This window comes from Aerococcus viridans (genome assembly GCF_002083135.2).
Taxonomy (GTDB): Bacteria; Bacillota; Bacilli; order Lactobacillales; family Aerococcaceae; genus Aerococcus; species Aerococcus viridans_C.
Map to the genome: position 1 here is coordinate 702330 of NZ_NBTM02000001.1, position 15402 is coordinate 717731.

General features: G+C 40.0%; 19 protein-coding genes and 1 other annotated feature. Of the genes, 1 reads left to right on the forward strand and 18 read right to left on the reverse strand.

The genetic code is table 11. From position 1 onward, the window contains the following. Window positions 1-220 precede the first annotated feature (220 nt). The 9 genes from A6J77_RS03505 to rplK form a co-directional block, all read right to left on the reverse strand. Window positions 221-838, reverse strand: coding sequence for a class I SAM-dependent methyltransferase (locus A6J77_RS03505; protein ID WP_083068258.1), 618 nt, complete (start codon window positions 836-838; stop codon window positions 221-223). 206 nt (window positions 839-1044) lie between these two features. Next, window positions 1045-1902, reverse strand: a complete 858-nt coding sequence (locus A6J77_RS03510; RefSeq protein ID WP_083068260.1) for a metal ABC transporter permease — start codon at window positions 1900-1902, stop codon at window positions 1045-1047. After that, window positions 1902-2816 carry a metal ABC transporter permease gene (locus tag A6J77_RS03515; RefSeq protein WP_083068261.1) on the reverse strand — a complete coding sequence of 305 codons (915 nt, stop codon included), beginning with the start codon at window positions 2814-2816 and terminating at the stop codon, window positions 1902-1904. Before A6J77_RS03515 ends, A6J77_RS03510 begins: the two co-directional genes overlap by 1 nt. Beyond that, window positions 2800-3537: a metal ABC transporter ATP-binding protein gene (locus tag A6J77_RS03520; protein ID WP_083068263.1), complete on the reverse strand. Its 738-nt coding sequence runs from the start codon at window positions 3535-3537 to the stop codon at window positions 2800-2802. The genes A6J77_RS03515 and A6J77_RS03520 overlap by 17 nt, the downstream gene beginning before the upstream one ends. Before the next feature lie 56 nt (window positions 3538-3593). Further along, complete coding sequence (locus A6J77_RS03525; RefSeq protein WP_083068264.1) at window positions 3594-4529, reverse strand: metal ABC transporter solute-binding protein, Zn/Mn family; 936 nt, start codon at window positions 4527-4529, stop codon at window positions 3594-3596. A gap of 307 nt (window positions 4530-4836) precedes the next feature. Then, window positions 4837-5205 carry a 50S ribosomal protein L7/L12 gene (gene rplL, locus A6J77_RS03530; protein ID WP_083068266.1) on the reverse strand — a complete coding sequence of 123 codons (369 nt, stop codon included), beginning with the start codon at window positions 5203-5205 and terminating at the stop codon, window positions 4837-4839. Between the two features lie 56 nt (window positions 5206-5261). Then, on the reverse strand, window positions 5262-5765 hold the full coding sequence (rplJ, locus tag A6J77_RS03535) for a 50S ribosomal protein L10 (RefSeq protein ID WP_083068268.1): 504 nt from the start codon (window positions 5763-5765) through the stop codon (window positions 5262-5264). 32 nt (window positions 5766-5797) lie between these two features. Beyond that, window positions 5798-5935 (reverse strand) — a sequence feature (ribosomal protein L10 leader region). Between the two features lie 54 nt (window positions 5936-5989). Continuing rightward, window positions 5990-6679 (reverse strand): 50S ribosomal protein L1, encoded by a 690-nt coding sequence (gene rplA / locus A6J77_RS03540; RefSeq protein ID WP_003142595.1) that lies wholly within the window; start codon window positions 6677-6679, stop codon window positions 5990-5992. Window positions 6680-6778: 99 nt separating this feature from the next. Continuing rightward, window positions 6779-7204 (reverse strand): 50S ribosomal protein L11, encoded by a 426-nt coding sequence (gene rplK / locus A6J77_RS03545; protein WP_029315747.1) that lies wholly within the window; start codon window positions 7202-7204, stop codon window positions 6779-6781. 279 nt (window positions 7205-7483) lie between these two features. Between rplK and phoU the strand changes: the two genes are divergently transcribed. Beyond that, entirely contained in the window at window positions 7484-8152 is a 669-nt protein-coding gene (gene phoU / locus A6J77_RS03550; protein ID WP_227645112.1) for a phosphate signaling complex protein PhoU, read from the forward strand. Window positions 8153-8506: 354 nt separating this feature from the next. On the opposite strand, the gene nusG is transcribed toward phoU, so the two are convergent. The 9 genes from nusG to cysS form a co-directional block, all read right to left on the reverse strand. After that, entirely contained in the window at window positions 8507-9061 is a 555-nt protein-coding gene (gene nusG / locus A6J77_RS03555; protein WP_083068271.1) for a transcription termination/antitermination protein NusG, read from the reverse strand. A gap of 144 nt (window positions 9062-9205) precedes the next feature. Beyond that, window positions 9206-9379 (reverse strand): preprotein translocase subunit SecE, encoded by a 174-nt coding sequence (gene secE / locus A6J77_RS03560; RefSeq protein WP_083068274.1) that lies wholly within the window; start codon window positions 9377-9379, stop codon window positions 9206-9208. 40 nt (window positions 9380-9419) lie between these two features. Then, window positions 9420-9572 (reverse strand): 50S ribosomal protein L33, encoded by a 153-nt coding sequence (rpmG, locus tag A6J77_RS03565; protein ID WP_003142586.1) that lies wholly within the window; start codon window positions 9570-9572, stop codon window positions 9420-9422. Between the two features lie 150 nt (window positions 9573-9722). Next, the gene (locus A6J77_RS03570; RefSeq protein ID WP_083068276.1) at window positions 9723-11054 is read right to left on the reverse strand and encodes a GntP family permease; all 1332 of its coding nucleotides are present in this window, start codon (window positions 11052-11054) and stop codon (window positions 9723-9725) included. 221 nt (window positions 11055-11275) lie between these two features. After that, window positions 11276-11902: a sigma-70 family RNA polymerase sigma factor gene (locus tag A6J77_RS03575; protein ID WP_083068278.1), complete on the reverse strand. Its 627-nt coding sequence runs from the start codon at window positions 11900-11902 to the stop codon at window positions 11276-11278. A 64-nt stretch (window positions 11903-11966) separates the two neighbouring features. After that, a complete protein-coding gene (locus A6J77_RS03580) occupies window positions 11967-12506 on the reverse strand; it encodes an NYN domain-containing protein (RefSeq protein ID WP_083068280.1) in 540 nt (179 codons plus the stop codon). Between the two features lie 48 nt (window positions 12507-12554). Beyond that, window positions 12555-13370: a 23S rRNA (guanosine(2251)-2'-O)-methyltransferase RlmB gene (gene rlmB, locus A6J77_RS03585; protein WP_083068281.1), complete on the reverse strand. Its 816-nt coding sequence runs from the start codon at window positions 13368-13370 to the stop codon at window positions 12555-12557. Further along, window positions 13363-13800 (reverse strand): Mini-ribonuclease 3, encoded by a 438-nt coding sequence (locus tag A6J77_RS03590; protein ID WP_083068283.1) that lies wholly within the window; start codon window positions 13798-13800, stop codon window positions 13363-13365. Before A6J77_RS03590 ends, rlmB begins: the two co-directional genes overlap by 8 nt. A 46-nt stretch (window positions 13801-13846) precedes the next feature. Continuing rightward, complete coding sequence (gene cysS, locus A6J77_RS03595) at window positions 13847-15268, reverse strand: cysteine--tRNA ligase (protein ID WP_083068285.1); 1422 nt, start codon at window positions 15266-15268, stop codon at window positions 13847-13849. Window positions 15269-15402 lie beyond the last annotated feature (134 nt).

The following is a 15402-nucleotide window of genomic DNA, read 5'->3' on the forward strand; positions in this document are numbered from 1 at the left end:
ACACCGAAAATTTTCAAAAAACACTCCTTAAAAAGGTTGATTTGACGCGTTTTCATAAATCGAACATTTTTATGTTAACTTTCTACACCCCCTTTAGACTAAAAATGAAAGGGCTTAATTTCACAAACTCACAAAAGTACAAGCATTGTTCTATTTGAAAACTTTCCTACCCAAATAAAAAAGCATTACATCCAAAGGATGCAATGCCCACCATGATGGTCTATTCGCTTTCTTTTACACTTTTTAAAATCCAATAGCCTTTACGGCGTTCGATTTCTTCAGCGTTACCAAAAACTTCTTCTAATTTCTTCATCGCTGAAGGTGCCCCTTGTTTCTTTTGTAAAACTACATAAATTTCGCCACCCGGTTTTAAATAGTGAATGGCTTCGCTCATAAAATGATGAACCATTTCCTTACCCGCGCGAACTGGTGGATTCGTCAGAATGACACCGAAATCTCTTTTGCCAATGGCTTCATAGGCATTTGAAACGCTAAAAGTGACGTTGTCGACATGGTTAGCTGCTGCGTTGTCCTTAGCCAGACCAATCGCCCGCTCAGAGATATCTACCCCATAAATGGCACGGTCAGGCAGCATAGTCCCCATAATGACACCAACAGGCCCGTAACCAGCGCCTAAATCAAGCAGGTCTCCCGGTGCAAGTTGGTCAAAATCCAAGGCTTCAAGCATGACCCGGGTCCCAAAATCTAAATTATCCCTAGAAAAGACGCCTGAGTCGGTCTTGAAGGTAAATGGCCGGTCAAAAATCACGGTCTCGTATTGTTTAAAGTCGTGTCCAAGATCTTCATTGTTTTCGAAGTACTGATGACTCTCTTTCATGAGCACCCTCCGTTCTATATCGTTACTATTTTCATTCATATTCATAAATGTTCATTATCATCTCTCATTTTATAGTTTGTGGGGACTAGGCGCAAGTAGGTAAAGTCTGCTTGATACTTTTGTCAAAAAGAAAAAGCGCCCCACTCAGACCATGCAGACTGAATAAGACGCTGATTTATATACTTTTACTTTCTTTAAATCAAAATCTAGGCTTCCTTAGCCCGCTTGAACCGCTTGCCAATTAAACCGTTTGGTGCAAACAAGAGCGTCAATAAGAAGGTCATGAAACCTGCGAAGGCGACGGTTCCTGAAATGGACACGTTGAAGTAGATGGCTACATAGTAACCAAGGACACTGTTGATTACCCCATATAATAAGGCCACTAGCAACATGATGGATAGCCGTTTTGACAGTAAGTGGGCACTCAAGGCTGGTGCAACCATTAGGGAGATCACCAGGATGGCACCGACGGTATCGAAGGCGACAACGGTGGTGATGGATACTATTGTCATCAGGACTAGATTCAACAACCCAACTGCTACACCAATGGACTTCGCGTATATGGGGTCAAAAATGCTGACTTTGAGTTGTTGGTAGGTCACTGCGACAAAGGCTAGGTTAATCACCAACATGACAAACATCCGGGCGAAGGAAATCGGTACCTGGATACCAAAGATTTCCATAGTATTTAAGGTCGCAAAGACCACTTCCCCGTTCAAGACCACATCCACATCTAGGTGAACATTTCGCGCGTATTTCGAAATCAGGATGATAGCAATGGCAAAAAGCAAGGTAAATACCAAGCCAGTGGCCGCATCACTTTGAATGGCAAACTTGTCGACCACGTATTCAATGGCATAGACAGTCATCACACCAAATAGGGCTGCCCCAACAAATAGGATGGGTGAATCTAGGTCGCCGGAAATAAAGTAACCAAGGACAATACCTAGTAAAACCGTATGCGACAAGGCGTCAGCCACCATAGCCATATTCTTCAAGACTAGGAATACACCGAGCAAGGCGCAAGAAACGGCCGTAACCATTACAACTGATAAAGCCCCCATTATGCCACCTCCTCTGTCTCAAACGCGTCATCTTGATGAGTCGCTAAATACCGTTTCTTCCGTAAATAAGCGACCACATAGCCTCTTGGCCCAAAAATAATAGAGAGTAGCGAGACGATCGACATAACCACGATAATGGTTGGTCCGGTTGGTAGGTTAGAGATGGTTGATGACAAGTAGGTCCCGATACCAGCGGAAATTCCGCCAGATATAGCAGCTACCAACAAGACCACTGGGAACCTTTTTGACCATTGCAGGCCGGTAATCGCTGGTGTGATCAACATGTTGGAGATGAGGATGGCGCCGACTGCCTTTAGCCCGACAACGATCATGACAATAGCCATTAGGAGAATGACCCAGTTCAAGACGTTAGCCTGGATGCCTATCGCCTTCGCGTAATTCGGGTCGAAGACAAAAATCTTGATTTGTTGGTAGCAAGCGATGAATATCGTTAAGGCGATCACTGAAGCGATGATGATTAACCAGACATCTGATTTCAGCAAAAAGGCTGCCTGCCCGAAAATATAGTGTTGCAGTCCTGCTTGTGATGCGTCACCAAATTGCGGATTGCCTTGAATATAAGACTTCAAAGCCATCCCCAAACCAAAGAAAGAGGACAAAACTAAAGCCAAGGCCGAATTGAGACTGACCAAGGAATGCTTATGGATCAACTCGATAAAGTAGAAGGCCACCATACCTGCAACCAAAGCACCCAGGGTTAAAATCAGGGTATTCTTTGATTGAAAAAGCATAAAGGCGATAACGATACCCGCAAAGGTAGCGTGACCAATCGCATCCCCAATCAAACTCTGCCCTCTAAGGACAGTGACTGTCCCGACGACACCTGATGCCATAGCTAGGACGACTGTCCCCAGTAAGACGATTTGAAAGGAGAAATCAGTTAATATGGCCATAAATCTCACCAATCCTTTGATCATATGCCGCTGCAATATTGTCTTCATTAAAGGTTTCCGCAACTGAACCTTGGCCAATGACTGTCTTATTCAATAAAATGACATGATCAAAGTACTCACGGACTGTCGCCAAGTCGTGGTGAACAATAATAATGGTCTTCCCGTCGCGTTGAAATTGGTTAATAATCCCTACGAAAAGTTTCTCCGTCTTAATATCAATCCCCTTCATTGGTTCATCCAAAAAGTAAATGTCCGCATCCTGGCAGATGGCACGAGCTAAGAAAACCCGTTGCCGTTGCCCACCAGAAAGTTGAGCGATTTGCCGGTCAGCGTAGTCAGTCATATTGACGCTCGCTAAGGCCGCAAGCGCCCGGTCTTTATCTGCCTGGCTAGCCTTTTTGAAAAAGCCTTGATGTACATACCGTCCCATTAAAACAACATCTAAAACCGTTGTTGGGAAGTCCCAATTCACCGAAGATGATTGGGGTACATAAGCGATTTTCTTGTAATAGTCCTTGTATGCCTTACCATAGAAGGTTACATCACCTTTCAAGGGCTTCAAAAAACCAAGCATACAATTCAACAAAGTCGACTTACCGGCACCATTTGGCCCGATTATTGCCGTCTTCGAATTTGCCTTAATGGCAATGTTTATATCCTCTAATACGAGTTGGTCGTCATAAGACATGGCCAAGTCCTCCACTTTAATTATTGCTGGCATCTTCTCTGTCATCCTCTCATTCCATCATCATCAAAATTTATCTAATTAAATCTTATCTATTTAAGATTTGATACAATTAAGTTCACATTATGTTTAAGCATATCAATATAGGTATCGCCCTCTTGTCCCTCACTCGCAAGTGAATCTGAGAACAATTCTTGTCCTTCACCGGAAACAACTGTCACTTCGCCACTATCAGCACTTACTGCTTCTTGGATACGTTGCATACGCGTTGGGTCAGTTGTTGATTCCGCAAAGATTGCTGGCACTTCGTTTTCTACAATAAAGCTTGCAATAGCTGAAATATCTGCGTTGGACGCTTCAGATTGCGTTGAAATCCCTTGTGGTGCCACTACTTCAATTCCGTAACGTTGTGAGAAGTAGTTAAAGGCATCATGTGGTGTAATTAAGTAACGTTGACCTTCTGGGATCGAATCAATTTCAGCTTGCGCCCAAATATCCAGTTCAGTTAACTCTTCCTTATAAGCCATCGCCGCGTCGTTAATCGACTCGTCACCAGTTAAAGACACCAATTCAGCTGCTACTGTATCCACTGCTTTTTGGTAAAGAGTGATATCAAACCAGAAATGCGGGTCTACTTCACTTTCCCCGTCTTGGTTGACCATCGTTAAATCTTCTTCAGTGAAATCTTTCGTCACCGCCACACCTGTCGCTTCCAAGGCTTTAACCATTTGCGCCTCTAAGTGTAAACCGTGGTATAAAACTAAGTCTGCCCCTTGGATTTTCTTTAAGTCATCAGGACGTGCTAAGTAGCCATGAGGGTCCTCGCCCGCTGGAATAATCGTTTCAACCGTCACTTGGTCTCTCGCCAATTGTTCTACCATATCCCGTAGAAAAGAGGTGGATACTGTGACAACAGGTTTTTCATCTGCAACATCGCCACGGTCACTAGCTGAGTCTCTGCCACTCGCGCATGCACCCAAGATTAGGGCCACAACCATTACACTCAGTAATGTCCAAATCTTCTTCATTTGAATTCTTCACTCCTATCTTCAATATTCAAGGGGTAACCACTAGGCTCACCCTTAGCTTTTGTTAATTATATTTTTAGTTTAACCTAAAAATACATAAACGTCTAGTCTAATTCACCGAGATTTTTTGAAAAATGACGCTCCCTTGCCAAGCTAGTTGATCTAGAAAACCAGGCACACTGATTCTAGCAAGAAAAAAAGACCACACCCAAAAATCGGATGCAGTCTAATAATAATGGTGAAAAAAAGAGAAGCTCGGATAATTCCGAACTCCCCTCATATACATCATAAGATAATCTGTTAAAGATTATTTTACTTCTGCAGTACCGCCAGCTTCTTCGATAGCAGCTTTTAAAGCTTCTGCTTCTTCAGCAGGTAATGCTTCTTTAACGATCGCTGGAGCGCCGTCTACTAATGCTTTAGCTTCTTTCAAGCCTAAACCAGTAGCTTCACGTACAGCTTTGATTACTTTAATTTTAGCTGAACCAGCAGAAGTTAATTCTACGTCAAATTCAGTTTTTTCTTCAGCACCTTCACCAGCAGCAGCACCAGCAGCAGCTACAGGAGCAGCAGCAGATACGCCAAATTCTTCTTCGATTGCTGATACTAAGTCAGCTAATTCTAAAATTGTTGATTCTTTTAAATCAGCAATGATTTGTTCAATGTTTAAAGCCATTATAAAATTCCTCCGTTTTTAAATAGTTTGTTTTGTATGATTAAATTGGTAATAAATTACGCTGCGTCTTCGTCTTTTGCATCTGCAACAGCTTTGACAGCGTATGCCACGTTGCGGACAGGAGCTTGCAATACTGATAATAGCATTGAAAGTAAACCTTCGCGGTTTGGCAATTTCGCAATTTGTTGAATTTCTTCTTTAGAAAGTACTTTACCTTCTAAGATACCACCTTTAAGTTCTAATGCTTCTGCTTTTTTAGCAAAATCAGAAAGAATCTTAGCTGGGGCAACTGCGTCTTCCATACCAAACGCTACAGCTGTAGGTCCTTGGAAAACTTCTTCATGGTATTCGAACTCTTGAGAATCTAAAGCACGACGCATGATTGTGTTTTTAATAACTTTAAACTCAACGCCCGCTTCACGTAATTGTTTACGTAATTCAGTCACTTCTGCTACTGATAATCCTAAGTAGTCAACCACAACTAAAGAATTTGCAGCGTTCATTTTCTCAACGACTTCATTTACTTCTTGTTGTTTTTTAGCAATTGCTTGTTCACTCACTTATATTTCACCTCCACTGATTTTATTAGAGTTTTTTAAATAAAAAAACTCTATGTCACTGAAGACATAGAGGATAAAGTTCACCATCTAGTAGTGAACAACGTATCTCCCTCGGTTGGCAAAATTAAGGCAATGCCACCAACTGTCTTCGGTAAGCTATATAAATAACCTCACTTATACTAACAGAATAGCATAAGTGGGTCAAGTATTATTTTTAATTAATCTTAGATTGATGAAACATCAACTTGGATACCAGGACCCATAGTAGATGTAATTGCTAAGTTCTTGATGTATGTACCTTTAGAAGATGCAGGTTTCACACGTAATACCATTTCTTGAACAGCTTTTACGTTTTCAGCTAATGCATCTGTAGTAAATGATACTTTACCAACAGGTAAGTGTAAGTTACCAGCGCTATCAGCACGGTAAGCAACTTGACCAGCTTTGATGTCTTGAACTGCTTTAGTAACATCTTGTGTTACAGTACCAGTTTTAGGGTTAGGCATTAAGCCTTTAGGACCTAATACACGACCTAAACGACCAATTTGACCCATCATGTCTGGCGTCGCAACGATCACGTCGAAGTCGAACCAGCCACCTTGGATTTTTTGGATGAACTCGTCATCACCAACGTAGTCAGCACCAGCGTCTTTAGCTTCTTGCGCTTTTTCACCTTTAGCAAAAACCAATACAGTTTGGTCTTTACCAGTACCGTTAGGTAATACCATAGCACCACGGATTTGTTGGTCATTTTTCTTAGTGTCGATACCTAAACGGTATGCAACTTCAACTGATCCATCAAATTTAGCGTAGTCTACTTCTTTTAACAATTCAATTGCTTCAGATAAAGCATATTTTTTATTTTTTTCGATTTTTTCGAAAACAGCTTTTTGGTTTTTTGTTTGTTTAGCCATTATATATATTCCTCCTATGTGGTTTTAGCGGATAATCCTCCCACTCACAAATCGCAATTGATTTGTGGCGTACGGGTTTCATGTATTACAGTGTGACAATTAGCCTTCTACTACAAAGCCCATTGAACGTGCAGTACCTTCAACCATACGCATAGCAGCTTCTACATCTGCAGCGTTCAAGTCTTCCATTTTTGTTTCTGCAATTTCACGAACTTGGTCGCGAGTTACTGTAGCGACTTTATTTTTGTTAGGTTCGCCAGAACCTTTAGCCACGCCAGCAGCTTTTTTCAATAATACTGCAGCAGGTGGTGTCTTAGTGATAAATGTGAATGAACGGTCTTCGAATACAGTGATCACTACAGGGATAATCATACCCATTTGATCTTGTGTACGCGCATTGAATTCTTTAGTGAATCCCATGATGTTCACACCAGCTTGACCTAATGCAGGACCTACTGGAGGAGCTGGACTTGCTTTACCAGCTTCAATTTGTAATTTAACGATTTGTTGTACTTTTTTAGCCACGAAACATTCCTCCTTGTTTTTCGCGTTGTGGTTTAATGGAGTTAAGATTCCTCCTCCCACTTCATGTGTCTACACACAATATCCTATTTAACCACATAAAAGTCGTAATTGCAAGCCTTTTTTGAAAAATTGCTATATAATCTTTAAGTTTATTTTTGTAAACATATTGTAAAGGTTTACATTGCCTAGTTTACAATATTTATTAAGTGACAAGACCAACAAAATATGGTAAACTGTATCCTTAATAGAGGAAAAGTACATTGCAAAGGAGTGATAATGATGGAACGTCCAGTAAGAAAATTTTACGATGACCAACTAAAGACTTTGGAGGGTATGCACGCAAAACTCGGATTTGGTACGGCGGCTATGTTAGAACGAGCTTTCCAAGCATTAAAAACCAATGACCACAGTGGCGCACAAACTGTCATTGAGAGCGATGCTGAGATTAACAAGCTAGAGAAAGAAATCGAATTTTATGTAATGCGTATAATCGCTCGTCAACAACCAATCGGTACAGACCTACGTATGATTCTGTCAGTATTTGCTTCAAGTTCTGACCTAGAGCGCGTAGCCGACCACGCAGTATCCGTAGCGAAAGGTATTTTACGTGTTGAAAACTTAGCACCATTTGATTCAGTTATGGATGATGTTTTTGCCGTAGGTGAGTTAGCGAAAAACATGCTTGGACAAGCAATTGATGCCTTTAGCCAACATAACGTCGAACGCGCTAAAGAAATCGCTGCTATGGATGACGAAGTAGACAGTGCTTTTAGAGAACTTGTCGATCAAATTTTAGTGATCATGCAGAATCAACCCGAAACTGTTCAAACAGGTTCAGCGATTAATGCCATTTTACATGATATCGAACGTATCGGTGATTATGCGACAAACCTATGCGAACGCGTTATTTATACAGAAGATGCAGACATCGTGAACTTAAACGATTAAAATCTACATAATATAAATAGAAAAAATCAGTTGCCCATAAAAGCAACTGATTTTTTGTGCATCTACGGTTTCTCATTCGCCTCTTCTCTAACGCTTTACGTTTTAATGGTAGTTTTTGTTCACTATACACATTCCCCTTTATGCATGCGGTAATTTCCGGTTATATATTGTACGATATTTTAAATTACATGTATCTTTACCGCTGGAAGGATAAAAAATAAACAATTAGAAAATGAATATTGATTAATAGAGAAAAATAGCGGGTAAGGATTTTGTTTAAGAATCTTTACCCGCTATTTATTCATTTAACTATGGTTTATTTTACCTCAACTATGATTTGAAAAATATCGCAAATTAGAATTTATCTACTTGGTCGTAGTCTACTTCTGCTAATGTTTCACGTCCAAACATTTCAACAGTCAGTTTCAATTTGCCATGTTCTGCATCAATCTCTTGTACGCGACCTTCCATACCATCAAAGGCACCGTCGATAACCTTAACCACTTCATCGATATCGAATGAGATATCACGGTTACGGCCACCTTCACCAAGGCTTGATAAGATATTACGTACTTCATCAGGCAATAATGGTGTCGGTTTTGAACCTTGCCCGTGAGAACCTAAGAACCCTGTAACACCTGGTGTATTACGTACAACGAACCAGGCTTCATCTGACATGATCATCTCAACTAATACATAACCTGGAAAGTTTTTAATCTTAACAATCTTCTCTTTACCTGATTTCGTTTTCTCTACATGCTCTTCTTCAGGCACGATTACACGGTAAATGTAATCTTCCATATCCATTGAAGTAATACGCATTTCCAAGTTTTGTTTCACTTTATTTTCATAGCCAGCGTATGTATGGATTACATACCACTCTTTACCAATTTCGATTTCTTCTACCATCGATATGCTCCTTCTTTCAATACATTCAACATCGATCAACTTCAAGGCAAATTAAAAAACCTTCCCCACATGAAAGGTTTTCTCTTCGCTTTATTCGTGCCCATTATAACACACCGCCCATGCGCGCGCCATAACAAGTTACAATTATAAGTTAATAAACCATGAAAAAGCCCATTGTGCTAAGGTATCAATAATCCCTAGGAAAATGGCAACCATGATAATAGTTGATAATACGATACCAGTGTAGCGCACCAACTCACCACCACTCGGCCATATTGTCAATCGCATTTCATGCCATACATCTTTTAAAAATTGCATCTACTTCCCTCGCCCTCTACCATCTATTAGTCAATACCGACTATTTGGTTTCCTTATGTATTGTATGTTGATTACAGTGTCTACAGAATTTCTTCACTTCTAAACGCTCAGTACGGTTATTGGCATTACTATTTGTCGTGTAATTTCTTGAGCCACATACTGAACAAGCAAGTGATACTTTTTTCGTTGCCATAATTCACAATCTCCTTGATTTCTGATTCATTGTACATGGTACTTACTCCGATGGTCAATGTCAATTTATTTTTCCTGCACCCCTAATTATACCACAAACAGCAAAAGGAGTTGCACTATCATAAGGCAACTCCCTCAAAAATTTATTTTATTAATATAAAAAGGCTGAAGCAATAAGTACCGCAATCAAAGCCAACAAGTGCGCCACGTTTGTAATAATGAACTGGTGTATAAAGCCATGTTTAATGGATAATCCAGTCAGATTATTAAAGGTAATCACGACCCCAGAGTGTGGCATCGCCGTTAATGTTGCCGCCGCAATCACTGTAATTCGGTGGACCAACTCTGGATTAATCCCCATAGCAATATAATCTGGCGCTAGGGTATTCATCACAATCCCAATCGCCCCAGAAGCAGAACCGGTAATCCCACTTAGTAAGGCAGAGGATGCAGCCAATCCAATCACTGGACTACCGGGAATAGAGGTAATCGCTTGTTGGATGACCGCAAAGCCAGGTGCCAAGGTTAATACTGAACCAAAGGCTACAGAAGATGAAGTTGAGAAGGCTGGCATAACTGCCCCTGTCGCCCCCGCATTCAAGGTCATATTCTGTGATGGAATGTAGCTGTGGTATAGAATAGCTGATAAGACAATCGCTGCAGCTAAAGCCACTAAAATAATGTTTGCCACACTAGAAAAAATCAAGATAATGGCAATCAAGGTAACAATCGGCACTAATGAAAGCCAAATAGATGGCAATTTCGATTCATCTACATCACCAGCTACCCCTTTAAGATCTACCTTACCTTCTAAATAGGTATCAAAATGTTCGCCGTTCTTCACAGACCGGTCCAAGCACCATTTCATATACAGCAAGCCAAAAGCTAAAAGAACTGCAGACCCGATTAACCCTAGAATAGGTGCCGCCGTTAACGATGTCCCCAAAGCTGTAGTTGGAATTGCATTTTGAACCGAAGGATTTCCTGGCAAACTAGACATAGTAAAGGTCCCAGCACCTAAAAATAAAGGAATAGGGAACAATTCCCAGTTGATATCCATTTGTTTGAAGATTCGCTTGGCTAACGGTACTAGCGCAAACATAACCACAAATAAAGAAATCCCACCATAAGTTAACAATGCTGCAATAGCCATAATCGCTACCATAATCGTGTATTTAGATCCCATCCCCACCTTACTCAAGATGAAGTTGGCAATAGACACTGTCGCATTACTCTTTTCCATATATTGTGCCAAAATAGCACCCAATAAGAAAATCGCAAAGTTATTAATCAAGAAACCAGCCAAAGCTGTCATAAACGAATTCTCTTGACCAACCAAAGACCCAAAAATATCCATCTGGTTAGCGAGAATTACAACCAAAGCAGATAAAGGTGCCGCAATAATAATATGCAACCCTTTAACAGAAAACCAAATAATCAGTAAAATACCGATAAACACACCAATAATACCCAAGATTTCCATACACAATCTCCTAAAATGTATTTACAAGCGTCCTTGCAAACCGCCCATATAAATGAAAAACTGGCAAAACTCTCAAAAACTCACCAACTTCCAAAAATATCATAAACTACTTCGCTCACTTTTCCACTATTTAAATGTAAGCTACCCCATAAAAATTAATCCATAGATAAACAAAGAAAAAACCATGCACAGTTTCAACCCATGCATGGCACAATTTTATTTCAATCCTTATCATCAAAATAATCAGATAGTATTCGGCGATACTTTCGTTTACATTTAGCGATTAACGAATGGACCTGTTTTCTGGTAAAACCCGTGAGTTTTTCCATCTCTTCGTAAGAAAAACCTTGTTTGAAATAACTATATGCCGTTCTTTCCATATCAGACAAACTTTTTTCATATCTATTAATTGTCTCATTGAAGAGATATACATATTCAGGTGGAAACTCTTTGGTTCTCAAGCGGTTTTCTATATTGTTTTCTTCACCTTCACTTGCAAATAAATCTAGCGAACGTTCCACTTTCAAATTAGCAATCCGTTTATCCGTCATGTGCATACGGCGAATATCGAGCAACCTATTTTTGAATACATTAGCAAAGTAAGTTGTAAAGGCTGCCTTACTATTGCTACGGTATGTTTGAATAGCTTGTACCAGACTAATTCTAGCTTCTTGATAGTAATCATCATTTTCCAAAATATATTTAGGGACGCGCCAACGGTTAGCGTATAAGGTAGGTAAAACTGCTTGGTATAATTCATCGAATATTTCTTCAGTAAGTTCATCTTTACCTTGCAACACTAAATCCAATACCTGTGACTGGTCTTTACTTTGTTTATGTTTTGCCATAGATTATCCTTTCAAGATAGATCATCCAAGCTCAATCCAAAAGACCAAACACATCAAAATCCTACTATTCACCTTTTTTATCAATTAAATCTCTATAAAAGTCATTTAATTTATCTAGCTGATGGACTGACCATGGTATGGATCTTTGATATTTGTTGTATTCATAATCATTACCACCATGTGCAATTTCCACATTGGTTTTTTGTACATCTCTAAATAGTTCTTGTGCCGATTGTCTCAAGGCACCTTTTTGAAATACAATACGCTGTTCAGCTAGGTCACTAGTCGCCACAGTAACATTGTGTAGGGGACTCACTAAATCCACAATCATCTCTTCGATGTATGAATCAGCGGTCTGTCCTTCACTGGTAAAGACGACATGTAGGTTAAATTGATCATATGACTTAGAAATGCCAGGGACAAACATGGCATCGAAAATTACCCATGTTTCAATATCGTGATAACCTACATAATTGGACAGGATTTCCAATAGTAAATCTCTTGCTGCCTCAATTTCATCTCGATTCTTTAATTTTACAAGTAAGGGCCAAGACCCAATCATGTTATAGCCATCAACAATTAAGCGTTCTTTTCTTAAAGCCATGCTATACCCTCCTTTCTTCATCACGTTTTGCTCAAATCAACTCGTCAATTAACCTTTACTCATTCGACTTTGGTAAATTTGGTACATTAATAAACCGGCCGCAACACTGGCATTTAAACTTTGCACATGCCCGCGCATTGGGATTGTAATCATACCGTCTAGATGTTTCTTCACACCTGGTGATACGCCTTTACCTTCATTACCAATCACAACAGCAATTGGGAGCGTTGCATCCATTTGCCACATTGATTGACCCTTCATATCGGTACCAAATACCCATACACCACGTTCTTTTAACAGATCAATGGTTTTAGAAATATTGGTTACACGTACAACTGGTACATGCTCAATCGCACCAGTTGAAGTTTTGGCAACAACTTGCGTTAATCCCACAGCGCGACGGTTTTGAATAATGACACCATGAACCCCTGAAGCATCAGCTGTTCTTAAAATAGAACCTAAGTTATGTGGATCTTCAATACCATCTAGGACCATGATAATTGGGTCTTCATTCGCTTCTTCAGCTTTTTTGAAGATATCCTCTAGTTCAGCGTATTTGTATGCTGCAATAGCCATGACAACACCCTGGTGATTGCCGCCATCAGAAAGGGTATCTAATTTTTCCTTTGGTACATTAGATACCAAGATATTTCGCTTGTTGGCTGCTTTTAAAATAGCTTGGGCATTCTTCTCGTTTAAGCCAGTTTGTAAGAAGACTTTATTCACATCATGGTCGCTTTCTAATACTTCCATAGCGGCATGGAAACCATAGACGAAATCAGGAGATTGATCCAGTTCTTCTTCGTTATTTGTACTGCGGGGTCTTCTATCTCTATTTTGTTGTCTTTGATTGTCTCTAGCCATTTTCTTGCTCCTCTTTTTGTGCGTGTTGAATGTATTGAATACAGAAAGCTGCAATTTCCTTAAAACGGTTTTGATCATTTAAATAGGCAAAGCCCATCAACGCTTCAAATCCGGTTGCAATTCTATAGGTATGAATATCTGCGTTTTTAGCGCTTGAGTGACTTTTAGCGTTACGCCCTCTTTTAAAGATCGTCATTTCATCTTCAGTAAGGAACCCTTCCTCAGCTTGCATCGCTTCAATTAATAGTGCTTGTCCTTTTGCAGACACAAATTCAGTCGCTGCTTTGTGTAAATCTTTGGGCTTCGTTAGACCGCTTTGAACCAAATGGTCGCGGACCACTACTTCCCAAGAAGCATCGCCTAAATAAGCTAAGGTTAGGCCACTTAGTTGTTTTATTTCATTTTTTGTTAAAGACTTATTCTCTGACATTTAGTCGACTCGTTTCTGTATTGATTTTCATTATTATAGACCACAACTAGGCTTGCGCACGTTTCCAACGCGTACCTCGGGCAGTATCATCAAGGATAATGCCTTCAGCTTTTAATTGGTCACGAATCTCATCCGCACGCGCAAAGTTTTTATCTGCACGGGCTTGGTTACGTTCATCGATTAAGGCTTGAATATCATCCGCCAACAACTCTTTCTCGTCCGATAAAGTCACACCAAAGACGATTAATAGTGCTGTGAAAGCCTCTTTGAAAGCTTCAAGAACTGGTACAGATACTTCTTTTTGATTTGTATACACATTCATATCACGCATCAAACGGTACACAACAGTTAAACCATTTGGCGTATTGACGTCATCATCCATAGCTTCCATGAATTCATTCTCTAAAGCTTTGATTTTTGCCAATACTTCCGCATCGTTATCTAAACTCTCTTTAGCATCTTCAAAACGGTAATTTAAGTTCGCATAAGCAGTTTTCAAGTTGTTTAAGTTGTTGGTTGCATCTTGAATATTTTCTTCATTGAATCTTAAAGGCGACCGGTAATGTGCTGAAGCTAAGAAGAAGCGAACCACTTGTGGATCGACTTGTTGGATTAAGTCATGCGCTAAGACAAAGTTGCCTAAAGATTTAGACATTTTTTCATCGTCATCACCCATTGTTACAAAACCATTATGCATCCAGTAATTGGCAAAGGTATGACCTGTATGCGCTTCGGATTGAGCAATCTCATTCTCATGGTGAGGGAAAGTTAAGTCATGACCACCTGCATGGATATCTAAAGTATCGCCTAACAGTTTCGTTGCCATCACAGAACATTCAATATGCCAACCAGGGCGACCTTCACCCCAAGGAGAAGTCCAAGAAATTTCACCAGGTTTAGCTGACTTCCATAAGGCAAAGTCTACAACATCTTCTTTCTTCGATTGGCTGTCTGCCTCTAAACGTTCAGATGCCCCCGCCCGTAAATCATCAATATTTTGATCAGATAACTGACCGTATTTCTCAAATTTACGCGTTCTATAGTACACATCACCGTCCACTACATATGCAAAGTCTTTATCAACTAAATCAGCCACAAACTGAATGATATCATCCATATTCTCCACAACACGTGGATTTTTAGTAGCACGTTTAACATTTAAAGCATCGGTATCTTCATAGAATGCTTCAATATACTTATCCGCAATTTGTTCAGGCGTTAACCCTTCTTCACTAGCGCGGTTAATAATCTTGTCATCCACATCCGTAAAGTTAGAGACATATTTCACATCGAAACCGCGGTATTCAAAGTAACGACGTACTGTATCAAAAGCAACCGTAGACCGGGCATTCCCAATATGAATGTAGTTATAAACAGTAGGACCACATACATACATTGAAATACTTCCTGGCACTAGTGGTTTAAACTCTTCCTTCTGATTGGTTAATGTATTATAAATTTTTAACATAAATTTGCCCTTCCTATGTCCGATAATTTGTTCAGCGATGAAGCAAACGGTCTATTCGAGGCGATACGAATAAGTCGTTTGCATGCAAGTAACGAGTTGTTTCGTATAGGCTCATTATAGAAGCATTTTGCAAA